Annotated in this window: 21 protein-coding genes and 2 pseudogenes; 12 read left to right on the plus strand and 11 right to left on the minus strand. The window is 61.6% G+C overall.

What is annotated here, in order from left to right:
- Positions 1-15: 15 nt before the first annotated feature.
- The 3 genes from So717_RS09715 (at position 16) to ntrX (ending at position 5,145) form a co-directional block, all read left to right on the plus strand.
- Positions 16-1,380, plus strand: a complete 1,365-nt coding sequence (locus So717_RS09715) for a response regulator (protein ID WP_159976644.1) — start codon at positions 16-18, stop codon at positions 1,378-1,380.
- 102 nt (positions 1,381-1,482) lie between these two features.
- Positions 1,483-3,729, plus strand: a complete 2,247-nt coding sequence (locus So717_RS09720; protein ID WP_159976646.1) for a sensor histidine kinase NtrY-like — start codon at positions 1,483-1,485, stop codon at positions 3,727-3,729.
- 3 nt (positions 3,730-3,732) lie between these two features.
- Positions 3,733-5,145, plus strand: coding sequence for a nitrogen assimilation response regulator NtrX (gene ntrX / locus So717_RS09725; RefSeq protein ID WP_159976648.1), 1,413 nt, complete (start codon positions 3,733-3,735; stop codon positions 5,143-5,145).
- On the opposite strand, the gene So717_RS09730 is transcribed toward ntrX, so the two are convergent.
- Both So717_RS09730 and So717_RS09735 read right to left on the minus strand, forming a co-directional pair.
- Entirely contained in the window at positions 5,146-6,171 is a 1,026-nt protein-coding gene (locus So717_RS09730) for a nuclear transport factor 2 family protein (RefSeq protein WP_159976650.1), read from the minus strand.
- Between the two features lie 39 nt (positions 6,172-6,210).
- Positions 6,211-6,765 carry a hypothetical protein gene (locus So717_RS09735; RefSeq protein WP_159976652.1) on the minus strand — a complete coding sequence of 185 codons (555 nt, stop codon included), beginning with the start codon at positions 6,763-6,765 and terminating at the stop codon, positions 6,211-6,213.
- Positions 6,766-6,803: 38 nt separating this feature from the next.
- Between So717_RS09735 and trkA the strand changes: the two genes are divergently transcribed.
- The 4 genes from trkA to hflX all read left to right on the plus strand — a co-directional run bounded on the left by trkA (position 6,804) and on the right by hflX (position 11,403).
- The gene (gene trkA / locus So717_RS09740) at positions 6,804-8,180 is read left to right on the plus strand and encodes a Trk system potassium transporter TrkA (RefSeq protein WP_159976654.1); all 1,377 of its coding nucleotides are present in this window, start codon (positions 6,804-6,806) and stop codon (positions 8,178-8,180) included.
- A 3-nt stretch (positions 8,181-8,183) separates the two neighbouring features.
- Positions 8,184-9,737 carry a TrkH family potassium uptake protein gene (locus tag So717_RS09745; protein ID WP_159976656.1) on the plus strand — a complete coding sequence of 518 codons (1,554 nt, stop codon included), beginning with the start codon at positions 8,184-8,186 and terminating at the stop codon, positions 9,735-9,737.
- A gap of 131 nt (positions 9,738-9,868) precedes the next feature.
- A complete protein-coding gene (gene hfq / locus So717_RS09750; protein WP_007119530.1) occupies positions 9,869-10,108 on the plus strand; it encodes an RNA chaperone Hfq in 240 nt (79 codons plus the stop codon).
- Entirely contained in the window at positions 10,105-11,403 is a 1,299-nt protein-coding gene (gene hflX / locus So717_RS09755; RefSeq protein ID WP_238840780.1) for a GTPase HflX, read from the plus strand. The genes hfq and hflX overlap by 4 nt, the downstream gene beginning before the upstream one ends.
- 29 nt (positions 11,404-11,432) lie before the next feature.
- Here the strand turns inward: hflX and So717_RS09760 are convergent, their stop codons facing one another.
- Together So717_RS09760 and So717_RS09765 are read right to left on the minus strand one after the other, a co-directional pair.
- Positions 11,433-11,996, minus strand: a complete 564-nt coding sequence (locus tag So717_RS09760; protein ID WP_159976658.1) for a pseudouridine synthase — start codon at positions 11,994-11,996, stop codon at positions 11,433-11,435.
- 4 nt (positions 11,997-12,000) lie between these two features.
- On the minus strand, positions 12,001-14,466 hold the full coding sequence (locus So717_RS09765; protein ID WP_159976660.1) for a penicillin acylase family protein: 2,466 nt from the start codon (positions 14,464-14,466) through the stop codon (positions 12,001-12,003).
- Between the two features lie 88 nt (positions 14,467-14,554).
- Here So717_RS09765 and So717_RS09770 point away from each other — a divergent pair.
- Positions 14,555-15,436: pseudogene (locus tag So717_RS09770) on the plus strand (NAD(P)-dependent oxidoreductase); the annotation flags it as partial.
- Between the two features lie 369 nt (positions 15,437-15,805).
- On the opposite strand, the pseudogene So717_RS22745 reads toward So717_RS09770, so the two are convergent.
- A pseudogene (locus So717_RS22745) lies at positions 15,806-16,009 on the minus strand (IS30 family transposase); the annotation flags it as partial.
- Positions 15,936-16,553 (minus strand): helix-turn-helix domain-containing protein, encoded by a 618-nt coding sequence (locus tag So717_RS09775; protein ID WP_438810654.1) that lies wholly within the window; start codon positions 16,551-16,553, stop codon positions 15,936-15,938. The pseudogene So717_RS22745 and the gene So717_RS09775, both read right to left, overlap by 74 nt.
- A gap of 111 nt (positions 16,554-16,664) precedes the next feature.
- On the opposite strand from So717_RS09775, the gene pcaC reads away from it, so the two are divergent.
- The 4 genes from pcaC to So717_RS09795 are packed head-to-tail and all read left to right on the plus strand — an operon-like array spanning position 16,665 to position 19,171.
- Entirely contained in the window at positions 16,665-17,042 is a 378-nt protein-coding gene (gene pcaC / locus So717_RS09780; protein WP_159976663.1) for a 4-carboxymuconolactone decarboxylase, read from the plus strand.
- A 14-nt stretch (positions 17,043-17,056) separates the two neighbouring features.
- A complete protein-coding gene (gene pcaH / locus So717_RS09785; RefSeq protein WP_159976665.1) occupies positions 17,057-17,764 on the plus strand; it encodes a protocatechuate 3,4-dioxygenase subunit beta in 708 nt (235 codons plus the stop codon).
- On the plus strand, positions 17,761-18,348 hold the full coding sequence (gene pcaG / locus So717_RS09790; protein WP_159976667.1) for a protocatechuate 3,4-dioxygenase subunit alpha: 588 nt from the start codon (positions 17,761-17,763) through the stop codon (positions 18,346-18,348). The genes pcaH and pcaG overlap by 4 nt, the downstream gene beginning before the upstream one ends.
- The gene (locus So717_RS09795; RefSeq protein ID WP_159976669.1) at positions 18,341-19,171 is read left to right on the plus strand and encodes a 3-oxoadipate:acetyl-CoA acetyltransferase; all 831 of its coding nucleotides are present in this window, start codon (positions 18,341-18,343) and stop codon (positions 19,169-19,171) included. Before pcaG ends, So717_RS09795 begins: the two co-directional genes overlap by 8 nt.
- A gap of 5 nt (positions 19,172-19,176) precedes the next feature.
- On the opposite strand, the gene phoB is transcribed toward So717_RS09795, so the two are convergent.
- The 5 genes from phoB to pstC are packed head-to-tail and all read right to left on the minus strand — an operon-like array spanning position 19,177 to position 24,221.
- Entirely contained in the window at positions 19,177-19,866 is a 690-nt protein-coding gene (gene phoB, locus So717_RS09800; RefSeq protein ID WP_159976671.1) for a phosphate regulon transcriptional regulator PhoB, read from the minus strand.
- A gap of 2 nt (positions 19,867-19,868) precedes the next feature.
- Complete coding sequence (gene phoU / locus So717_RS09805) at positions 19,869-20,579, minus strand: phosphate signaling complex protein PhoU (protein WP_159976673.1); 711 nt, start codon at positions 20,577-20,579, stop codon at positions 19,869-19,871.
- Between the two features lie 4 nt (positions 20,580-20,583).
- Positions 20,584-21,381: a phosphate ABC transporter ATP-binding protein PstB gene (gene pstB, locus So717_RS09810; RefSeq protein ID WP_159976675.1), complete on the minus strand. Its 798-nt coding sequence runs from the start codon at positions 21,379-21,381 to the stop codon at positions 20,584-20,586.
- Positions 21,382-21,396: 15 nt separating this feature from the next.
- Positions 21,397-22,752, minus strand: coding sequence for a phosphate ABC transporter permease PstA (pstA, locus tag So717_RS09815; RefSeq protein ID WP_159976677.1), 1,356 nt, complete (start codon positions 22,750-22,752; stop codon positions 21,397-21,399).
- Complete coding sequence (gene pstC / locus So717_RS09820) at positions 22,749-24,221, minus strand: phosphate ABC transporter permease subunit PstC (protein WP_159976679.1); 1,473 nt, start codon at positions 24,219-24,221, stop codon at positions 22,749-22,751. Before pstC ends, pstA begins: the two co-directional genes overlap by 4 nt.
- Positions 24,222-24,224: the final 3 nt, after the last annotated feature.

Raw genomic sequence — 24,224 nt, forward strand, 5'->3', positions numbered from 1 at the left:
CAGGAGAGTTGACAGATGGATGGGACAGTGCTGGTCGCAGATGATGACCGAACAATCCGGACGGTTCTGACCCAGGCGCTGACCCGGGCGGGCTGCAAGGTGCATGCCACCTCAAGCCTCACCACGCTGATGCGCTGGGTCGGTGAGGGCAAGGGCGATGTGGTGATCTCTGACGTGATGATGCCGGATGGCAATGGGCTGGAGATGCTGCCCAAGATTGCCGAGGACCGGCCCGGCCTGCCGGTGATCGTGATTTCCGCGCAAAACACCATCATGACGGCGATCAAGGCGGCGGAGGCCGAGGCCTATGATTATCTGCCCAAACCCTTCGATCTGCCGGATTTGATGAAGCGCACGGCCCGGGCGCTGGAGGCGCGGCCGCAGAGCCGCAGCGCGCCTGAGGAGTCCGAAGGGCGGCCCGACGATCTGCCGCTTGTGGGGCGCACGGCGGTGATGCAGGCGCTCTACCGCGTGGTGGCACGGGTCATGAACACCGATCTGCCGGTGCTGATCTGGGGCGAATCCGGCACCGGAAAATCCCTGATCGCGCGTGCGATCCATGATTTCTCTGATCGTCGCAACCTGCCGTTCATCACTGCGTCCTCCGAAGACTTGCAGGATCTTGAGGGACCTGCGCGGCTGCTGGCCCGGGTCAAGAGCGGCACCCTTCTGGTGGAGGAAGTGGCCGATCTTCCGGCGGAGCTGCAGGCGCGGCTGGTGCATATGATGGACACGCCTGGAGAGTTTGCGCCCCGGTTTTTGGCCACCAGCCAGACCGACCTGAATGCCGATATGGAAGCCGGCAAGATGCGCAAGGATCTCTACTATCGCCTCAGCGGCGCGACCCTGAGCGTGCCGGCCCTGCGCGAACGGGTCGATGATATCCCCATCCTCGCCATGCATTTTCTGGCCAAGTCCGAAGCGGCGGGGGCAGCGCCTCGGCAATTGTCACGTGAGGCCAATGAGATCTTTCGCAATTATTCCTGGCCCGGCAACGTGCGCCAACTTGAAAATGCCATTCGCCGCCTTGGGCTGACCAGCCGCGCGGCAGAGATCACAGCCAGCGAAGTGGAGCAGGTTTTGGGTGCGCAACCCGATCTGGAACCGATGCGCGCGGCGGGCAATACCGAAAAGCTGGGCGCATCGGTGGAACGCCACCTGCGCCGCTACTTTGATCTGCACGGCAATATGCTGCCGCCCGAAGGTCTTTACGCACGGATTCTGCGTGAGGTCGAAGCGCCGCTGATCGAAATTTCGCTGGAAGCCACCGGTGGAAATCAGGCGAAATGCGCGGATTTGCTGGGGATCAACCGCAATACGCTCAGAAAGAAGATCACGGATCTCGATATAGAGGTGACACGCCGTCGCAAATTGATGTAAAACCGCAACACAACGCGTGGCCATTGGGGGACACCCCTGATCAGGACCACAAGATAAGGCGGTTTGGTGCATTGCGCGCCACATCATAAGTGAGGGCATCGGGTGAACCCCCGTGTAGAAAAGTCACTCTGGGTTCGGTTGGGGTCGCTCCGCCGGATCAGGCGAGTGCGAAACTTTGCGACCCTGGGTCTTGTGGCGCTGGGGCCGGTTTTGGCGCTCTCCACATATCTGGTGCTTGGGCCCCTGGCTGAGGCGGGCACGACGCTGGGGCTGCGGCTGATCCTGCTGGCCGATCTGGTCTATGTGCTGGTGGTGGCCGCGCTGGTTCTGTCGCAGGTTGCCCGGCTGATCGCGGCACGGCGCGCCAAATCCGCCGGCTCCCGGCTGCACCTGCGTCTCACGGGGGTCTTTGCGCTTTTGGCCCTGATCCCGACGGTCAGCGTGGCGATCTTTGCGGGGCTCACCGTGAATGTGGGCCTTGAGGGCTGGTTTTCCGATCGGGTGCGGGCGGTTGTGGGCAGTTCGCTGGCGGCTGCCGAGGCCTATGAGGAAGAGCAGCGTCTCGATCTGGCGCAGGATGCGCTTGCGCTCGCGCAAAGTCTCAATCAGGCGCGACGCTCGGGCGCCAATGTCTCGGACAGTGAATTGCTGGGCGAAGGGCAGCGGCAAATCCAGCGCGGGCTGCGCGAAGCCTATCTGATTGATGGCACACGTGAAATCCGCGCGCGCGGCGACCGCTCCTACCTCTTTGACTATGAACGACCCAGCGGGGCCGATCTGGAGGCCGCCGATACCGAAGACGTTGTGGTCATTGAAGACTGGGACAACAATGAGTTCCGCGCGCTGGTGCGGCTCACCGGGTTTGTGGACCGCTTTCTTTATGTCAGCCGCGAGGTCGATGGCGAGATCCTATCGCTTCTGGACGAGACCAAGGAAACGGTGCTGTTTTATCAGCAGTTGGAGAGTGAACGGGGGCAGTTGCTGTTTGATTTCGGTCTGCTGTATCTGGCCTTTGCGCTGATCCTGATCCTCGCCGCGATCTGGCTGGGGCTCTGGTTTGCCGAGCGGCTCTCGGTGCCTGTCGGACGGCTCACCGGAGCGGCGCAGCAGGTCGGCGCCGGAGATCTGGACGTGCAGGTACGCGAGGACACAGGTGACGACGAGATCGCCATGCTGGGCCGGTACTTCAACCAGATGACCCGGCAACTCAAGGCACAACGCGACACGCTGGTGGAGAACACCGAACAGATCGAGCGTCGCCGCAGGCTGTTCGATTCGGTGCTGAGTTCGGTGACTTCCGGTGTGGTTGGCCTCGACCCGCGCGGGCGGGTGACCTTCGTGAACCGCGCGGCGGAGCGTCTGCTGGGCTGGAAAAGCGGGCAGGAGTTTCTGGCGCTGAAAGTTGTGATCCCCGAGTTCGGGCCGATGTTCGACACCATCGTGGAGGCGCGCAACGAGGTCGCCAAGGGCGAGATCAAAGTGTCGCGGCAAGGGCAGGTCGAAAACCTGCTGGTGCGCATGTCGACCCGGCGCGCGCAGGACGGCACGCTCGAAGGCTATGTGGTTTCTTTTGACGATGTGACCGATCTGGTCAGCGCGCAGCGGATGGCCGCTTGGGGGGATGTGGCGCGGCGCATCGCGCATGAAATCAAGAACCCGCTGACGCCGATCCAACTGTCGGCAGAGCGCATCAAGCGCAAGTTTTCACCAAAACTGGGTGATGACAGCGAAACGCTGGATCAGATGACCGATGTGATTGTGCGCCAGACCAATGACCTGCGCCGCATCGTGGATGAATTCTCCAAATTCGCGCGGATGCCGGAGCCGGAGCGCAAGCCGATTCCGCTGGGCGATGTGGTGCGCGATGCGGTGCTGCTGCAGCAAACCGGCCAGCCGGATGTGGCCATCACCGCCGATTTGCCCCAAGCGACGGTCACCGCCGACCTTGACGCTACCATGATCAGCCAGGCGCTGACCAACCTGATCAAGAACGCCGGGGAAGGCATTGAAACACTTGTGGAAAGTGGTGCGCCCGCGGGGCATGTGCCGGAAATCCGCGTCCAGATGACAGCCTCTGAAGATCAGGCAGAAATCCGCATTGCCGACAACGGCATAGGGTTCCCCGAAGACCGCGCCAGGCTTTTCGAGCCTTATGTGACGACGCGCAGTGAAGGCACCGGCCTTGGCCTGCCCATTGTGAAGAAAATCATCGAGGAGCACGGCGGCAGCCTGTCGCTGGAGGATGCGCCCGTTTTTGACGGCCAGACCCACGCGGGCGCCATGGTGGTGATCACGCTGCCCTGTGCCGTTGGTGCTGAGACAAAAATACCCGAGCAGGAAGGACTTTGACCAATGAGTGATATTCTAATCGTTGATGACGAACGCGACATCCGCGAACTCATCTCGGATATTCTAGAGGACGAAGGCTTTGCCACCCGGCGGGCGGGCAACTCTGACGATGCCATGGCCGCGATCAATGCCGAAGCGCCCGCGCTGATCGTCTTGGACATCTGGCTCAAGGACAGCCGGATGGACGGGATCGACATCCTCAAGACGGTCAAGCGCGACAATCCGGATGTGCCGGTGGTGATCATCTCGGGCCACGGCAATATCGAGATTGCCGTCGCGGCAATCAAGCAGGGAGCTTACGATTTCATCGAAAAGCCCTTCAACATCGACCAGTTGCTTGTGGTGATCCGCCGCGCCATGGAAACCTCGCGCCTGCGCCGCGAGAACCAGAGCCTGCGGCGCCGAGATGTGACGAAATCCGACATGATCGGCGACTCCGCTGCGTTCCGATCGCTGGTGAGCCAACTTGACAAGGTGACAAAATCGAACGGGCGCGTGATGCTGACGGGGCCTGCGGGCTGCGGCAAGGAAGTCGCGGCGCGCTATATCCACGCCAATTCCAAACGCGCCTCAGCCCCCTTTGTTACGGTGAATTGCGCGGGGGTCGAGCCAGGCCGCATGGAAGAGGTGCTGTTTGGCCGCGAAACGCCTGAACGCGGAGTGGAGCCAGGGCTGTTGGAAGAGGCGCACGGCGGGGTCATCTACTTCGACGAAGTGGCCGATATGCCCGTGGGTACGCAATCAAAGATCCTGCGCGTTCTGGTGGACCAGCAGTTCCAGCGTGTGGGCGGCAATGACAAGGTGCGGGTGGATTTGCGGGTGATCTCCTCGACCAACCGCGATCTGCAGCAGGCGATTGAGGCGGGCACGTTCCGGGAAGAGCTGTATCACCGTCTGAACGTGGTGCCGATTGCGGTGCCGTCGCTGGAAGAGCGGCGCGAGGATATTCCGATGCTGGCCGAACACTTCATCAGCGAGATGAACGCAAGCCAGGGCCTGCCGCAACGTAGCCTGAGCGAGGACGCGCAGGCGCTGATGCAGACGATGGTCTGGCCTGGGAACGTGCGGCAGTTGAAAAACCTGGTGGAGCGGGTGCTGATTCTCGGCGACGATACCGGGCCCATCCAGGCGCGTGAGCTGCCGGGGACCCATGAGGGCGGTGAGGATGAGAACCGCGTTGTACTCTCCGGCGCGCTGGCGACGCTGGCGTTGCGCGAAGCGCGCGAAGCCTTTGAGCGGGAGTATCTGCTGACCCAGATCAACCGCTTTGGCGGCAACATCTCTCGCACGGCGAGTTTTGTGGGCATGGAACGCTCCGCCCTGCACCGCAAGCTCAAGTCGCTCGGCGTGGTGACATCTGCGAAATCCGGCGCGCGCGTGGCGCATGTGGATGCGGAGATGGACGCAGCGGAGTGATCAGTCTGCCAGATCGGCCAGCAGGTCGACACCCTGCATTTTGAGAAAGTGCAGCATGTCGATGAACACCCAGTTCTCCGCCAGCTTGTCGCCGTCTCGGCGGTAGATATCGACCACACGCATGTCAGCGCGCGCGTCATTCACCGGCAGACCCATGAAGCCGCCGGTGTTGGTGAGCGTCAGGTTTGGCCAGCCGAAAAACCCGCCATAGGTCCCTTCGGCCATGCGGCATAGATGCCCGTTGAACGCCCGGCCTGACAGGCCAAGGCGAAATGGCGCCTGGTGCTGCTCGATATAGCGGTCGATGGTATAGCTCGCGCCGATCCCGGCGGGGCCCCACCAGATCATGTCATCCGCCCAGTCCTGCGCCAGCTCTTGCGCGGGCGGCAGCGGGGTGGCGGTGGCATTGGCGCGCGTGATGGAGCCGATCATGTGGTTGATGCGCGCCAGTGTCCGCGCGCCCTCTGCAGGCTCCTGCGCATCATAGAGCAGCCCGTCATGGGTCAGCGGGCCGGGCTGGATCAGATGCTGGCCGGTCTGCCGGGCGGGCAGGGGCGACAGCCCGGCCTGCAGCATCAGGTGCAGCAGATCGATGAAAAGCGCGCTTTGTGTGATCTGCCCGTCTTCGATTTGGTTGAACTCCGCATAGCGCAGAAAGGCCATCTTCCGCGTCGCGGGGATGCCCAGAAACGGCGCATCGAACAGCCCCATGAGATGACCCATGGAACAGGTCCAGACACCCTGGAAGCCATCGATCTCATTCTGCCCGGCAAAGAAGATGTCTTCACGGCGCTGCACCCGGGCAAACGCGGTCAGAAACGGAACCCAAAAGGCCTCGGCGATGGCAGCAGGCCCGGTCTGTTCGTGAAACGGGTGCATCCCGTACCAGTAGCAGTCGGGCGCCATGCGCGCGGCCAACACCGAGGCAACAGTGCCGGGCGTGGCCTCGGCCAGTGCGGCGGAGTGCGCCTGCACGAGGTGCTTGGCCGTCTGCAGGTCGGGCACGGGGGGACTCGTCAGCTTCATGCGCAAAGCTGTAGAAAGCCTGTCAGCGGACGTCCAGTCCTAAGGTGCTGGTTGGCCCGCACGGGTGACGATCTGCCAGGTGCCATCGCGATATTTGATCGCGCAGCTGTTTGATCGAAGGCGCGGCAAAACTTGCGTGCTGGCCTTGGGTGCCGCGCGGAAGACGGCGCTGGGGCAATTCGGAACAGTGACCGGGGTGTAGTTGCGTTCGGCCATGCACTGCACTTCGGCCCGTTCACGCAGATCTGCGTTCAGGTCTACGGTAAAGATGCGCCCCTCGCGGAAATAGCCGCCGCGTGTTGTGCAGGCCCCGCTTGAATCGCAGTGGCGCCGCGCGGGGACATAGACGGGCGGTTCCTGGCGGATCTGGTTGTTCACCGGCACATTCGCCAGAGCTGTGATTTCGCAGGAGAGCAGATCAGACTGCATGCGTGAGACGGCCACCCCCTCGCGATGATAGATCGACAGCGGGGCGCAGGAGGACAGCACCACCGCCGACAGGATCAAACAAGACCGAATACCCACCATGGGCTCAGTTTGCCCGTATTCCGTGCCGAGGACAATTGAATTGACCGCCTCCGGACCATCTGCCATTCAGAAGATCGCGAAACGGCTCGAAGGACGTCACACGCATGAAGGTGATTATCTGCGGTGCGGGGCAGGTCGGCTGGCAGATCGCCCGCCATCTGTCGGGCGAACGCAACGATGTCACTGTGGTCGACAACAACCCCGATCTGGTGCGCCGCGCCACTGATACGCTGGACGTGCAGGGCATCGCCGGGTTCGCAAGCTACCCCGATGTGCTCGACCGGGCGGGTGCGCGCGACGCCGAGATGGTCATTGCCGCGACCTACTCGGACGAGGTCAACATGGTGACCTGTCAGGTGGCGCATTCGGTCTTTGGCATCAACCGCAAGATTGCCCGGCTGCGCAGCCAGTCCTATCTGGATGCGATCTACTCCGATCTTTACCGCCGCGATCACATGCCGATTGATGTGGTGATCAGCCCAGAGAAAGAGGTCGCGACGGCGGCGCTGCAGCGCCTCTCGGCGCCCGCGGCCTTCGACACCGAGATTTTCATGAACGGGCGGGCGCATCTGATGGGGATCGCGCTGGAAGAAGACTGTCCGATCGTGAACACGCCGCTGCGGCAGTTGACGGATCTCTTTTCGACGCTGCGGGCGACAGTCGTGGGCGTGCGCCGCGACGGCATGCTCTTCGCGCCTGAGGCGAAAGATCAGCTGTTCGTCCGTGATGAGTGCTATGTCTTCACCCATGTGGACGACATCCCGCGTACGCTGGAGATTTTTGGCAAGACCGTGGCCAAGCAGGACCGGGTGGTTCTGGTCGGCGGCGGCAACGTGGGTTTGGCTGTGGCGCAGGCCCTGGAAGGCAGCGCCAAGCGGGTCCGTGCCAAGGTGATCGAGAAGAACCGGCATTGCGCCGAACGGGCTGCCGAGGCGCTGGAGCGCACGATTGTGCTGAACGGCGACGGCCTTGATGCGGCCCTCTTGGCGGAGGCAGGCATCGAGCGCGCCGATGCGATGCTGGCGATCACCGATGATGACAAGACCAACATGCTGGCCTGCGTGCGCGCCAAGGCTGAGGGCTGCCCCTATACCATCGCGCTGATCAATGACCCGACGCTGGTGCCGCTGATGACGCCTTTAGGAATCGACGCCTATATCAACCCGCGCGCCACAACGGTGAGCTCGATCCTGCGCCACATCCGCCATGGGCGGGTGCGCGCGGTCTATTCCATCGGCGACGCCGAGGCGGAGGTGATCGAGGCCGAAGTGATGTCGACCTCGCCGCTGGCGGGCAAGCGCATCAACGAGATCGACTTTCCCGAAGGCGTGCTGGTCGGTGCTGTGCGCAAGGGCGAGGAGGTGATCCGGCCCTTGGGTACCACACGGATCGAGGAAGGCGATGTGGTGGCCATGTTTGCGCTGGCGGGCGATGTGCCAGAGGTGGAGCGCCTGATGCAGGTCTCTATCGACTTCTTCTAGGGCATGGCGCGCCAGCAACAGATCGTCCGCCGCCGGACGGCTTGGGAGCAGTTGCTCGACCTGCCGCTGTTTCTGCTGCTGTTCGGGCTGGCCTCGGTGTCGATGCTGGTGCCTGCGCTGCATGGCGGTGTGGTGCGCAATCTCGACAGCGCGCGCATGTTTTTCTACAGCGGCATCCTAGGTCTGACCCTGTTTACCATGATCGCCATTGCCCTGGCCGGGCGCCGCCCGAAACACGGGGCTCTGGGCACGCTGATGTCGCTTTTTGCGGCCTTTGTGGTGCTGCCCATCTTTCTCGCCATTCCCTTCTACGAAGGGCTTGGCACCACCACGTTCATCAACGCCTATATGGAGATGGTGAGTGCGATCACCACCACCGGGGCCACGCTGTTTCAGATCCCCGATCGGCTCGACACCACCCTGCATTTGTGGCGCGCTCAGGTCGGTTGGATGGGGGGCGCGCTGATGTGGATTGCGGCCTCGGCGATCCTTGCGCCGCTGAACCTGGGAGGGTTCGAAGTCACCGCTCAGGCTGAGCCCGGGCAGCGCGAATCCTTGTCGAGCCTGATTGGCCGAGCCGAGCCGCGTGAGCGCTTGCTGCGCGTCTCGACAGCGCTGCTGCCGATCTACATAGGTTTGACGCTGCTCTTATGGGTGCTGCTGATCATCAGCGGAGACCGGTCTTTGGTGGCCCTCTGCCACGCGATGGCGGTGATGGCCACCTCCGGCATCTCACCCGTGGGGGGGGTCGAGGCCAGCAGTTCGGGGCTGACCGGTGAAGCCCTGATGATGCTTTTCATGGTCTTTGCACTGTCGCGACTGACGTTCTCCTCTGACACCATCACGGCGACCCAAGGTGGTCTGAGCACCGATCCGGAGTTTCGCATCGGGCTGGTGCTGATCCTTGGTGTGCCGCTGATCCTGTTTCTACGTCACTGGTGGGGGGCCTTCGATGTGGCCGCCGAAGATGATCTGACGCAGGCGGGCCATGCTTTCTGGGGCTCGCTCTTTACGGTGATGTCTTTCCTGACGACCACGGGCTTTGCCAGCGAATACTGGGCGCAGACGCAAAACTGGTCGGGGCTGGACACGCCAGGGCTGATTCTCATGGGGCTGGCCCTGATCGGTGGCGGTGTGGCGACGACGGCGGGCGGGGTGAAGCTGTTGCGCGTCTTCGCACTCTATCTCAACGGGTTGCGAGAGATGGAGCGGCTGGTGCATCCCTCGTCGGTCAGCGGGGCGGCCACCGATGCCCGCCGCCTGCAGCGCAATGGGGCCTTCATCGCCTGGATTTTCTTCATGCTCTTCGCGCTCACGCTGGCGGCGCTCACGATCCTGCTGGCGCTGCTTGGGGTGTCTTTTGAAGATGCTCTGGTGCTGAGCATTGCGGGCCTCTCAACAACCGGCCCCCTGATCACGCTGGCCGCCGACACCCCGATTGATCTGGCGCTGCTGAGCCCTGCGGCAAAGGCGGTTTTTTGCGCAGCCATGGTGCTGGGCCGTCTTGAGACATTGGCGATTATCGCGCTTTTGACACCGGATTTATGGCGCGCCTGACAGGTCCGGATTTTTAGGTCCGTAACGGACTGTTTTTTGGGCTGGAATCTCACGGGCGCTCCCTTCATAATTGTCCGACGAGGGGCGGGCTCGGTCTGCGGGCTCCGGCAAGAAAAAAGGCGAGTGCTAAAATGGCGTCGGACAGACAGAACCTTCAGGACGCGTTCCTGAATCATGTTCGCAAGACAAAAGTTCCTGTGACAATCTTCCTGATCAACGGGGTGAAGCTGCAAGGCGTCATCACATGGTTCGACAATTTCTGCGTGCTTTTGCGTCGGGACGGGCAGTCCCAGCTTGTCTACAAGCATGCGATTTCCACCATTATGCCGAGCCAGCCGATCAGTCTCTATGAGGGCGAAGACGCTTCTTGAGCAAAGCGACGTTTCAAGTCGAGAATGACGATGCAAGCCGGGTGACCCGCGCTTGGGTGTTGCATCCCGATATCAAGTCTGATCCGAACCGCCGCCTGGCCGATCATGGATTGGCCGAGGCGATTTCGCTTGCGCGCGCCTTGCCCGAACTTGAGGTTGTCGGCGGTGAAGTCGTACCGCTGAAGACCGTGCGTGCGGGCATGCTCTTTGGGTCAGGCAAGATCGATGAGCTTCATGACGCGCTGGAAGACAAAGAGATCGAACTTGTGCTGATCGACGGCCCCGTCAGCCCGGTGCAACAGCGCAATCTTGAGAAAGCCTGGGGCGTCAAGGTGCTGGACCGTACAGGCCTCATTCTGGAGATCTTCAGCGACCGCGCCGCCACTCGTGAAGGCGTGCTGCAGGTCGAGATGGCCGCGCTCAGCTACCAGCGCACGCGGCTGGTGCGCGCCTGGACTCACCTGGAACGACAGCGCGGTGGTCTGGGCTTTGTGGGTGGTCCGGGTGAAACCCAGATCGAGGCGGACCGCCGCGCTATCGACGAACAGCTTGTGCGCCTGCGGCGCCAGCTCGACAAGGTTGTGAAAACCCGCGCGCTGCACCGCGCCGCCCGCGCCAAAGTGCCTTATCCGATTGTCGCGCTGGTGGGGTACACCAACGCAGGCAAATCCACGCTGTTCAATCATCTGACCGGAGCGGAGGTGATGGCCAAGGACATGCTCTTTGCCACGCTCGACCCCACGATGCGCCGCGTCGAGCTGCCCGATGGGCCCGAGGTCATTCTCTCCGACACGGTGGGCTTCATCTCCGATCTGCCCACCGAACTGGTCGCCGCTTTCCGCGCCACGCTCGAAGAGGTGCTGGCCGCGGATGTGATCTGCCATGTGCGCGACATCTCGCACCCCGAGACGGAAGAGCAGGCGCAGGATGTGCGCGAGATCATGACGTCGCTGGGCGTCGAAGAGGATCGTCCCAGTTTCGAGGTCTGGAACAAACTCGATTTGCTGGACGCGGAGGCCCGCGATGCGGTGCAGGTGCGTGCTGACCGTGACGATCAGGTCTTTGCCATCTCGGCGCTAAAAGGCGCGGGCACCGATGCGCTGCTAGCCGCCATCACGACGCAGCTGCAAGGCGCCAAGCGTGAAGCACAGCTGCATCTTGACTTTGCAGAGGGGCGCAAACGCGCCTGGCTCTTCGACCAGGATCTGGTCGAGACAGAGCAGCAGACCGACAGCGGGTTTGACCTGACCGTGCGCTGGACTGTGCAACAAGAGGCGCAGTTCGAACGGTTGTGACCCCCGCGCAATCAGTAGGTGGGGTGGGCCTATGGGCCACCCTCTGTTGCAAACCGCCAGGCGCCGGGGGCCAGATCATTCAGCGCCCAATGCCCCACCTGCACCCGAACGAGCCGCAGACAGGGTAGCCCCACATGCGCCGTCATGCGCCGCACCTGCCGATTGCGCCCCTCGCGGATTGTGATGCGCAGCCAGGCGTCCGGGACCGTCTTGCGAAATCGCACCGGCGGGTCGCGCGGCCAGAGTGGCGCGGGCGCGTCAATCGCCGTCACTTCCGCCGGTTTGGTTGGCCCGTCCTTCAACGTCACCCCCCGGCGCAACCGATCCAGCGCCGTCGCATCCGGCGCGCCCTCCACCTGCACCAGATAGGTCTTGGCCAGTTTGTACTTGGGATTGGCAATGCGCGCTTGCAGTCGCCCGTCATCGGTCAGAACCAGCAGCCCTTCGCTGTCCTTGTCGAGCCGTCCCGCCGCGTAGACGCCCGGCACCTCGATAAACTGCGACAGCGTCGGGCGTGGCGAGCCCTCAGTGCCCTTGTCGGTGAACTGCGACAGCACGCCAAAGGGTTTGTGAAACAAAACCACCTGCGCCATCGGGTCAGCGGCGCGGCCGCAGCACTGTCACCCCAACCGAGGCCGCGCGCGCCAGACCCTCATCGAGCGACATTGGAATGTACTCGCCGCGCCGCCAGAGCTGTGCCAGATCGTCGTAGTGACGCGACAGAAGATGGCCGGATTGCCCGGTCGAGGTGATAAACACCGAACTGTCAGGATCGGCAAAATCATAGACCCCACGATAGGCCGCCCCATGGGTGTTGTGGAACGGGTCCGGCCCGGTGCCCTTGGTCAGCCCACGCTGCAAGGTGTTGTCGCCGCCGTTTGTCGATTGACGGATGTTTACAAAGTAGCGCAGCAGCGGCGCTTCGCCCAGCACCGCGTGGTCATGCGTCGCCTGATGTGCATCGCCCCAGCGCAGGGTCTCCAGCGCCGGGCCCCAAGTCTCCTCAATCATGATCAGCGCATCGTCCAGCGCCAGCCGCGCCATGTCGGCACAGGTCTCCACCGGGGCGGATTGGATCACGTCGCACCAGACCGAAGCGCCGTCGATGTCGCGAAAGGCCCGCTCGATAAAGAGCGGCTCCACATGGGTCATCTCGGCGGCCAGCGGGCCCAGTTCATCCTGGATCATGCGCTGCTGCAACCGTTGCAGCCAGGCCGCGTAGATCAGCGGCTCCGGCATGTGTTCGTTCATCTCACCGGACCAGCCTGCGAGCAGCGTCAAGGCACGCTGCCGCTGACGCAGCGGCGTGCCTTCGGGCGCGGCCTCGCCGGTGAACCACAGTTCCGCACCAATCAACGGCAGCAGCGCGCGTGCGGTGAAACTGACCGTGTCCAGTTGCGCTTCGATGAAACTGTCGCGGGTGTGCACCTCACGCGCCTGCATCAGCCGTTGCCAGCGCTGGATGCGCTGCGTGTCGCCCCAGTCAAACGACACGTGATTGGGGAAGGGGCGGTCAACGACCTTGTTGTTCGTGTTGCCGATGATCCCGCCGTTGGGTGCGATGAATTCGGGGTTGGAGGCATAGGGCAGGCGCCCTTGCCAGCGGTTGGCGGCAATCCACCCGGGGCTGGGCAGGCGGCCCTGGCTCTGGTGGCCGGCATCCCTCCGGGGCATGGCGCCGATCATTTTCATGCCGATTTCACTTCGATCCACCAGCATCAGGTTCATGGCCGGCGCCAGAAACCCTTCAGCAACCCTGATCGCCTCACGCACGGAGATGGCCTGCATCAGCTGCATCGCAGCGCTCATCGAGGTGTCGTTCCGGCTCAGCACCGTCCAGCCCAGCGAGGCCACATGACCAGGCGGTGTGATGCTGCCAAGGTTGTAATGCGTGCCCGGCAGAACCGGCCCGTTGTCCGTCCAGCGCAGGGTGATGGTGATCGGGGCCTCATCCTTGATTGTGATGATCGACCCGCGCGTCTCGAACCGCTTGAAGCCGTCGGGCGTGCGGTATTCCTCGGGATTGTCGGGGTTCAGCTGCTCGATATGGACATCCTGATCGTCCATATAGGCCGAGGTGATCCCCCAGCCGAGCGCCTCACTGCGCCCGCTGAGTACCAGCGGCATGCCGGGGATGGTCGCCCCGATCACCCCGCCGCTTTCCAGCTCCAACCGCGCCAGATACCAGATCGCCGGTGCGGTGAACTCCAGATGCGGATCATTGGCCAGCAGCGTGCCACCAGAGGCAGAGCGCGACGGTGCCGCCGCCCAAGCGTTTGACGCGCCCGCAAAGATGCGGCGTTTGAAGGGCGAGAGCGGGTGCTGCGGCAGCATGGTGTTTTCGGCAAAGCGGGTCACACCCGGCACGATCTGCGCATATTCGGGCAGGGCCGCGACACCGCCGCCCGGCGCATCCGGCAGGATATCAGCCAGCCGCTTTGGATCAGACAGCGCCAGCGACATCCGCGCGCGCAGCACCTCTTCGTCCAGATGTGCGGCCAGTTGCAGCCCCATCAGCTTGATGATGGCCAGCGAATCCGCCGGGCGCCAGGCGGAGACGGGCGCGTTGAACAGAAACATCTCGGGCGCGCCGCGCCCCAGGGCACTGGTGTTGATCTCATCGAGCCGCGCATTCACGCCGGTGGCATAGGCCCGCAGCATCTGCATCGTCCGCGCGTCTTGCGCATCCACCGAGGCGACGGCGCGTGTATAAAGATCCAGCCGCCGCATCAGCGTGTCGATCTCGACCGTGGCCGTGCCGAAGACCTCCGACAGGCGGCCTTGGGCCGTGCGGCGCAGCATCGTCATCTGCCACAGCCGGTCCTGCGCATGAGCATACCCCAGCGCATAGAATACATCCTGATCGCTCTGCCCAAAGATATGCGGCACATTGGCATTGTCGCGCACGATCTCGACCTCGGCGGTGAGGTATGGCACCTCCAGCGTCTTGTCGTAGTCAGGCAGCGAGCGGGACGCCAGATAGTACACCATGCAGACGCCCAGCACGACCAATACCACGCAGGTGGCCGCCAGGCGCATCAACCATTTGAAGACCACAGCCATCCGTGTCTCGCCTTCTCGTTCCGATTTGTTGACCCGTGCGCCCTGACTGTTAGGTAGGAGAGCGACGTAAAGCAACACGGAAAACGGGAAGGACAAACATATGGCCAAGCTGGCATTTTTGGGACTGGGGGTCATGGGTGGACCCATGGCGGGGCATTTGCAGAAGGCTGGCCATGAGGTGACCGTGTACAACCGCACCGCCACCAAGGCGGAGGATTGGGTCAGCACATATGGCGGGGCCATGGCCACCACCCCGCGCGAGGCAGCTGCGGGGGCGGATTTCGTGATGGCCTGTGTGGGCAATGACGATGACCTGCGCTCAGTCTGTCTTGGGCCGGATGGCGCTTTTGCAGGCATGACGTCGGGCGCGGTCTTTGTCGATCACACCACGGTGTCGGCGGCGGTCACGCGTGCGCTTTATGTCGCAGCCAATGAAAAACAGGTGAGCTTTGTCGATGCGCCGATCTCAGGCGGGCAGGCAGGCGCCGAGAACGCCGCCCTGTCGATCATGTGTGGTGGCGACGAAGGCGCCTACGAGCGCGCGCTGCCAGTGATGGACGTCTACGCCAAGATCTGCCGTCGCATCGGTGAGAGCGGTGCCGGTCAGATGACCAAGATGTGCAACCAGATCGCCATTGCCGGGCTTGTTCAGGGCCTCAGCGAAGCGTTGCACTTTGCCGACAAAGCGGGCCTGGATGGGCACGCCGTTGTCGAAGTGATCAGCCAGGGTGCGGCGGGCAGCTGGCAGATGAACAACCGCTACGAGACCATGCTCGACGATCACTTCGACCACGGTTTTGCCACAGACTGGATGCGCAAGGACCTGGGCATCTGTCTGAAGACGGCGGATGAGACGGGCGCCAGCCTGCCGGTCACGGCGCTGGTCGATCAGTTTTACAAAGATGTGCAGAAAATGGGCGGCGGGCGCTGGGACACGTCGAGCCTGTTCAAACGTCTTCAGGTGCTTTGAGAACGCACCGCCTTCGGAGTGGGCCTTCTCAGTGGGGTCGGAAGTCCGCTTCGAGCCGATTCTTTGGAAAAATAACGCCTTGCGGGTGCAGAAAGTGGCGTGTTGAACAGGGTGCGAGCGCCTTTCTGATCGGGCTTTTCGCGTTTGCTGCGGTGCAGGACAGATCTGCGCCAGTTTGCGGAGGTTCCGGGTGATCGCTGCAAGGGTAAATTCGCCCTATACACCGCAGAGCAGGAGGCGATGTCGATAACGCATACACGGATTGACCTGCTCTTTTGAGGATTCCTGATATACAAGCACTTCATCAACTCGCAGCGCTCGGTGCTCATCTCAGGAGGTAAGATGTGAGCGATACTTGAACCGCGACTCCTACTCTTTCCGAGGGTAGGGGCCTTGGCTCATCTCCTCCATCATCTTTTCTCGAAACACTCCAACGGGTGTCTTCCATCCGAGACACTTCCGGGACGTCGCGTTGAGGCGGTCGCTGATCATCTACACATCATGATCCGTGAATGCCGTGATGTCTCGCGTCTTCGGCAGCCATCTTCGCGCGCGCCGGTTCGTGTTTTCTACCGGGCAGATACCGCCACAGCTCCTGATCCATACCTTCCTTTGAATAGATGTAGCGGTATATGGTCTCCTGACAGACGCGCAGTTTTGCGCCTTCATAGATTATGCGGTTGCCGATCTGCTCGGGTGTCCCATTGACCGGCAGGCGATTTTGTACAGCAAAATCTGCCGAGAGGGGGCTTTGTTTGATCTTCGCCACAACAGTCTTGCGGAGTTCTGAATGCCGGATCAGTTTGTGCTGCACAGACCGACGCTTATCAGTCCGCAATTGAGCGGCATGATCGAAGTAGCCCGCATACTTCTTTGGGAAGGCATCATCCGCCAAGAAATTGCGTTTGATCTCGCGAGAGATCGTCGATTTGTGCCGCTTCAAGAAACGCGCCATCTCTCTGACGGGCACCTTGGCGTGCAACATATCTTCAATTGCGCGTCTCTCACGCAGATCTAGCTCTGTATGGGCCAATTCCATTCTCCTTGCTTTCCAGCAAGATGGGGGATTTGTCGCAACCCAGTTTAGAATGTGTCCGCATACATGAAAAAGGCGCATAATCAGTATTATGTAAAAATATGAATTGAACCAGGTATGCCAATGACCTTTATCATTTGGGCCTGTCCGGTTAACCTCAATCAGCCGAAGTAGCAACGCAACGGGATTTCTATGGTGGATCGGTACGAAGATGGACACCGGGTGCGCAGAGAGGTGTTGGGATCCGAACACGTCGATAAGGCGTTGCAATCGCAGACAGATCTCGATGAGCCATTCCAACGCCTGATCACCGAAAGCGCCTGGGGAACGGTCTGGGCGTCGCCCGGCATCAGCTATCGCGAGCGCTCCATGCTGACATTGGCGTTGCTGGCGGCCACGGGGAATTTCGACGAAATCCCGATGCACATTCGCGCAACGGCGAATACCGGTGCGAGCAAGAGCGACGTGATCGAGGTCTTTCAGCACGTGGCGATCTATGCTGGAGTGCCGCGTGCCAACCACGCGTTGAAGCTCGCCAAGCAGACCTTCCAGGAGATGGACGAAGTTTGAACGGCGGACCGATCATGCCACGCGACTGGACACGTCAGCCCGCTGCACGGGCGCCGGCGTATCGCTCCAGCAGCATGAGGTCACCGGAGCATGCGCGCATTTCTATGCCTGCGACGCCCACAGAGAACATCGGCCCGGTGTTTACCCGGGACAGTCTGGGGCCTCTGGATCATGATCTGATCGTGAACCACGCGCGACCGGGACAGACAGCTATGGGCGCGCGTCTCATCGTGCATGGCCGTCTTTTGGATCAAACCGGCCGTGGCGTGCCTGGCGCGTTGATCGAGGTCTGGCAAGCCAATGCAAGCGGGCGATATCGTCATAAGAGAGACGGGTATCTCGCGCCGCTGGATCCGGATTTCGGCGGCTGTGGCCGCGTTATCACGGATCAGAACGGGGCCTACATGTTCCGAACGATCATGCCCGCGCCCTACCCCTGGCCCAATGGCGGCAACGACTGGCGCCCGGCGCACATTCATTTTTCTGTTTTTGGTCAGTGCTTTGCGCAGCGTCTTGTCACGCAGATGTATTTTGAGGGCGATCCGCTTATCGCACGCTGTCCGATTGTGAACGCAGTGCCGGATCAAGATGCAATCGCACGGCTGATTGCGCAGCCGGATATGGAGGCCACCGTTCCGATGGATGCGCGCGCCTACCGCTTTGACATTGTGCTGCGCGGCCGGCGTGCCAGCTATTTCGAGAACAGACCGGAGGGGATATGAGCGACGATCTGCATGAGACGGCCTCTCAAACGGCCGGGCCTTATGTGCATATCGGCTGCATGCCAAATGCCTGCGGCATCACGGGTGTCTTTGCCGAAGATCTCGGGGCGCAGATGCTGCAGGCCGAGACCCCGGGCCAGCGCATTGCCATTGAAGGCGTGATTTTTGACGGAGATGGCGCGCCATTGACCGATGCTGTGGTGGAAATCTGGCAGGCCGATGAGCAGGGGCGCTATACCACCCGATCAGCGGCGTTTTCCGGCTGGGGTCGGGCTGCGGCAGATGCAGAGACTGGGCGCTGGCGGTTCGAGACCATCAAGCCCGGCGCTGTGCCCTGCCCCGATGGCACGGTCATGGTACCGCATATCACGGTCTGGATCATCGCGCGCGGGATCAACATAGGCCTGCATACGCGGATGTATTTTCCGGAAGATTACGATATGCAGGCGCATGATCCTGTTCTGGCGCGCGTCCAGCCGACAGGTCGGCTGCACACGCTGATTGCCGAGCCGGGACCAGACGCAACCTATAACTTTAATATTTACCTGCAAGGCCCGAAAGAAACGGTGTTTTTTGATGTCTGACCCTTGTATCCTCTGTGTCGCGATCACCGGCAGCGTGCCGACAAAAGCCGCGAACCCGGCGGTGCCAATTTCTGTTGCCGAACAGTTGGAAAGCACACATGAAGCCTTTGAAGCCGGGGCCGCGATTTGCCACGCCCATGTGCGCAATCCCGACGAGACGCCCTCCTCCGACCCGGAGAAATTCGCACAGCTGAAGGAAGGGTTGGAAAAGCACTGCCCCGGCATGATCATCCAGTTCTCGACCGGGGGCCGATCGGGCGCGGGCCGGGAGCGCGGAGGCATGCTGCCCTTGCGCCCCGATATGGCGTCTCTCTCGGTAGGCTCCAACAACTTCCCGACGCGTGTTTATGAAAACCCGCCTGATCTGGTGCAGTGGCTCGCGCGCGAAATGCGCACCCATGAGGTCACGCCTGAGATTGAGGCCTTTGATCTGTCACACATACTGCACGCAATCCGACTGCATGAGGCGGGCACGCTTTACGGAAAGCTTTACGTGCAATTCGTCATGGGCGTGAAAAACGCTATGCCCGCCGACAAGCAGGTGTTTGACTTCTATGTAGAGATCATGAAGAGCCGCGCGCCGGATGCGCTTTGGTGTGCTGCAGGCATTGGTCCTGCACAGATCAAGGTGAATGAATGGGCCATTGCCGCAGGTGGCCATACGCGGGCGGGCCTGGAAGACAATGTGCGCCTGGATCGGCAAACACTGGCGCCGTCCAATGCAGCACTCATCCGCCGTGCCGCCGCGCTTTGCGAGAAATACGCCCGCCCGGTGGCGACCCCAAGTCAGGCGCGTCAGATGTTGGGCCTGCGACCGGTCTGAGGCCCCTACCCTAGAGCGTAGCCTGCGCCGCGCACGGTGCGCAGCGGGTCCGTACCGCCATGTCGGGTCAGCGCTTTGCGCAGGCGACCAATGTGCACGTCCACGGTGCGGGTATCGACATAGATATCCCGGCCCCAGACCCGGTCCAGCAATTGTTCGCGCGAGAAGACCCGTCCCGGTTTTTCCATGAAGGTGGATAGCAATCGAAACTCGGTCGGCCCCAGCTTCAACTCCGCATCACCCCGATTCACACGGTGCGTGATGGCATCGAGGATGATATCCTCATATTCCAGCCGCTCGCCCGCAGCCGCCGGACGCACGCGGCGCAGCTGGCTGCGCACCCGAGCCATCAGCTCGATGACGGAATAGGGTTTGATCACATAGTCATCCGCGCCGGTTTCAAGGCCCCGCACGCGATCGACCTCTTCGGACCGGGCCGAGAGCATGATGATCGGAATGGTCCGCGTCTCGGATTTGATCTTGAGCCTGCGGCACACCTCGATGCCCGAGAGGTTCGGCATCATCCAGTCGAGCACAATCACATCCGGTGCCGTTTCCTCTACCAGCATCAGCGCTTCCTCACCGTTTTCGGCGCGGCTGACGGCAAAGCCTTCGGCTTCGAGATTATAGGCCAGAACCTCGCGCTGTGCGGGTTCATCCTCGACCACCAGAACCCGGGGTTGATCGGCGGACATTGTTACGATCCTTCTGCTACCAACGATGTTTTATCGGCTTTCGGGCGCGCGTCTTCCGGGTGCTCACCGGTGACCAGATAGACCACCTGCTCGGCAATCGACGTAACATGGTCGCCCATACGTTCGATGTTCTTCGCGATGAAATGCAAATGCATGCAGGCGGTGATGTTGCGCGGATCTTCCATCATGAAGGTCAGGAATTCGCGGAACAGCGCGTTGTACATCTGATCCACCTCGTGATCGCGGTGGATGACTTCGAGGGCCCATTCCGCATCCCGCTGGATATAGGCGTCCAGCGCATCTTTCAGCATCCGCTCCACTTCACGCGACATGCGGCGCAGCGCGGCACTGCTGTCATCGACCGGCGCCATCTGCGACAGAACGCCAGTGCGCTTGGCCATGTTCTTGGCATAGTCGCCGATCCGTTCCAGATTGGCGCTGATCTTGATCACACTCAGGATCAGGCGCAAATCGCGCGCGGTGGGGGCCCGCAGGGCGATGACGCGGGCCGCTTCCTCGTTGATCATCTCTTCGAGGTCATCAATTGTGCGGTCCTGTCTGCGGACCTGCTCAGCCAGCTCTTCATCGCGGGTGTCCAGCGATTGTGCGCCGTCGCGAATGGCCGCCTCGACCAGACCGCCCATCTTCATGATCTGAGCCTGGATCGCCTCCAAGTCGCGGTCGAAGGCGGAGGCAATGTGTTGGTCTTGCATATTTTTATCCAATCCGACCTGTGATGTAGCTTTCCGTGCGCGGGTCTTCGGGGTTGGTGAAAATCGTGCCTGTCTCGCCATACTCCACGAGATTCCCAAGGTGGAAGAAGGCGGTTTTCTGGCTGACCCGCGCGGCCTGTTGCATGGAGTGGGTCACGATCACCACCGAGTAGTTCTGCCGCAGTTCGTCAATCAGTTCTTCAACTTGCGCTGTGGCAATCGGGTCCAGCGCGGAACAGGGCTCATCCATCAAAAGCACTTCCGGCTCGGTCGCGACGGCACGCGCGATGCACAGGCGTTGCTGTTGCCCGCCAGAGAGGCCGGTGCCCGGTGCTTGCAGACGGTCCTTGACCTCGTCCCAGATCGCGCCACGGCGCAGCGCACGCTCCACGATATCATCGAGGTCCGCCTTGTTCTTGGCCAGACCATGGATCTTGGGGCCGTAGGCCACATTGTCGTAGATCGACTTGGGGAAGGGGTTCGGTTTCTGGAACACCATACCCACCTTGGCACGCAGCTGCACCGGGTCCACGCGCTTGTCGTAGATGTCTTCACCATCGATATGAATATCGCCCTGCACGCGGCAGACGTCGATTGTGTCATTCATCCGGTTGAGGCAGCGCAGGAAGGTGGATTTGCCACAGCCAGACGGCCCGATGAAGGCGGTCACGGTCTTGTCCTGGATGTCGACATTAACATCTTTGATTGCGTGGGTGTCTCCATAGTAGACCTGAACGCCGCGGGCGGCGATTTTAGTGGCGTTGGCGTCCACGTCTCTCTCCAGTACTCTCATATCGTTCATTGGACTGTTTCCCCTTTACCAACGCCGCTCGAATCGACGACGCAAGATCACGGCAATGGTGTTCATCGTGATCAGGAACAAAAGCAGGATGATGATACCACCCCAGGCCCGTTCATAAAACGCAGGGTCCGCGCGTTTGGCCCATTCATAGATCTGCGCGGGCATGGCCGAGTTCGGATCCAGCAGCCCGCTGGCAATGCTGTCGGGCGCGTTGGAGGCGATGAAGCCCACCATCCCGATCAGCAACAGCGGTGCTGTTTCCCCCAAGGCCTGTGCAAGGCCGATGATCGTTCCGGTCAGAATACCAGGCGCGGCTAACGGCAAAACATGGTGAAAGACCGATTGCATCTTGGACGCTCCGACGCCAAGTGCCGCATCGCGGATCGACGGAGGCACCGCCTTCAGCGAGGCGCGCGTCGAGATGATGATCGTCGGCAACGTCATAAGAGTCAGCACCATGCCGCCCACAAGCGGTGCCGACTGTGGCAGGTGCATGAACTGGATGAAGACGGCCAGCCCTAGGATCCCGAAGACGATCGAAGGAACCGCCGCCAGATTGGCGATGTTCACCTCGATCAGATCGGTCAGTCGGTTCTTTGGCGCAAATTCTTCAAGATAAATCGAGGCGGCCACCCCAATCGGCAGGGCAAGCACAAGCACGACCAGCATCATGAAGAAAGATCCGATCATCGACACACCAATCCCCGCAGCTTCGGCCCGGCTTTCAGAGGCGTCTGCGCCGGTGATGAAGTCGATGTTGAACGTCTTCTGGACGATCCCGAGTGGCACCAGCGCATCGACCAGATCCAAATGTTCGGCATCGATATTCTTGTCGCGGGCCACGTCCTCGCGCTTGACGCGATCCTTCAGATAACCATCGACCCGGCTGGAGGCGAGAATGCGGAACTCGACCGTTTCGCCGATCATATCTGGGTCACCCAGCACTACGTCACGTACCTGTGCGGCGGCAGAGGCGGAAATCATCGCTTTCATATCGCCGCGCTTTTCAAGCGGGGTCTCGATCCCGTTGTTCTGGACCTGCGTCAGCAGAGCTTCCTGGATCAGAGGCGTGTAGCCAAAGGTGGAGACTTTTGCGAGCTCCGCAGGGTTGCGGTTGCCATTCTTGTCGAGCTTTGCAGGGTCAAGATAGACCGGGACATTGATGAAAGTCTGCTGGAACGCGCCCGTGCCGCTGGCGACAATCGAGGCCAGAAGAACGATCAGAAAGAAGATACCTGTGGCGATTCCTGCAATCCCGTACATGCGGAACCGCGCCTCGGCGGCCTTGCGCTTTTTTGTGCGCGCGTCGACCGTTGTCAGCGGCGTGCGCGGTTTCGCGTCAGAGCTGGTCGGCATGCTGGCGTCGGTCATTCATACTGCTCCCGATACTTGCGCACGATGTAGAGCGCGAAAACATTCAGCCCGAGTGTGAGGACAAAGAGGGTGATCCCCAAGGCGAAAGCCACCAGCGCCTCAGGCGAGGCAAAGTCACTGTCCCCGGTCAGCTGCGAGACGATCTTGGCGGTCACGGTCGTCATAGCCTCAAACGGGTTGAGCGAGAGGCGGGCCGCGGCCCCTGCCCCCAGCACCACAATCATGGTCTCGCCAATCGCCCGGCTTGCCGCCAGCAGGACAGCACCCACGATGCCCGGAAGTGCTGCGGGCAGAACCACCTGCTTGATGGTTTCCGACCGGGTGGCGCCGAGGCCATAAGACCCATCACGCAGCGATTGCGGCACTGCATTAATGATGTCATCCGACAGCGAGCTGACGAAGGGGATCAACATGATGCCCATGGCAATGCCTGCCGTCATGACCGAGCGGCCACCGCCCATCCAGCCCACGCCATCCTTGCCAAAGACGCTTACGAGCAGCGGCCCGATGGTCAACAGAGCAAAGAGGCCATAGACGATGGTGGGAATGCCCGCCAGAATCTCAAGCAGCGGCTTTGCAATGCCGCGCACCTTAGGTGACGCGTATTCCGACAGGTAGATGGCCGAGAAAAGCCCGATGGGAACCGCAACGATCAGCGCCACGATGGAGATGTAGATCGTCCCCCAGAGCAGCGGCAGAATACCCAGGCTGGAGGCGCCGCCCCGTCCCGAGAAGCTGGGCGCCCATTCCAGCAGGGTGAAAAAATCGGCAGCCGGATACAGCCGGAAGAATTCGATTGTATTGAAGATCAGCGACAGGATGATGCCAATGGTGGTCAGGATCGCGACAGAGGCGGCTGCGATCAGGATCACCAGAATACCTTGTTCGACCACATTGCGCGCGCGGAAGTCGCGCCCGCTTTGCAGCACGCCCCACCCGGCGCCCGCCAGCGCCACCAAAAGAACGGCAACCGTCATGATGGTGTTGGAGGTGGCACTCATCACGCGGTAGGCCTGTGCTGCGCGCAGCACCGGCTGCGTGATCTGGTTGGTCACGACCTGACCCGCCTGTTTCAGACGCGCGGTCACATCGGTGATGTCCGCGCGCGCGTTGCTTGCGGTGTCCTCATCCATCAGGCCAGCGGCCACTGCATTGTCCAGCCCTTCGGCCGTGCGCCGCACCTCAGCCATCACAAGGCCAAGATTGGTGTCATCTGCCGTGGCCGACGCGGGGATCATGTCAGCGATGCGGTTCTCGATCACCAGTGGCTGCGCCAGCAGCCAGATCACCATCAGCCCCAGCGCCGGAACCACGGCCTTCATCAGGGCGTTCATCCCGTAGTAGATGGGCAGCGAATGCAGCGCCCTGCTGTCGCCCGAGGCGCTCTGCATAGCCCGCTGCCGACCCAACAGATAGCCGACCAGCGACAGGCCGAGAACGATGACGGTAAGCCAGAGTAGCGGCATATG

Origin of the sequence: Roseobacter cerasinus (genome assembly GCF_009811755.1) — a bacterium.
GTDB lineage: Bacteria > Pseudomonadota > Alphaproteobacteria > Rhodobacterales > Rhodobacteraceae > Roseobacter > Roseobacter cerasinus.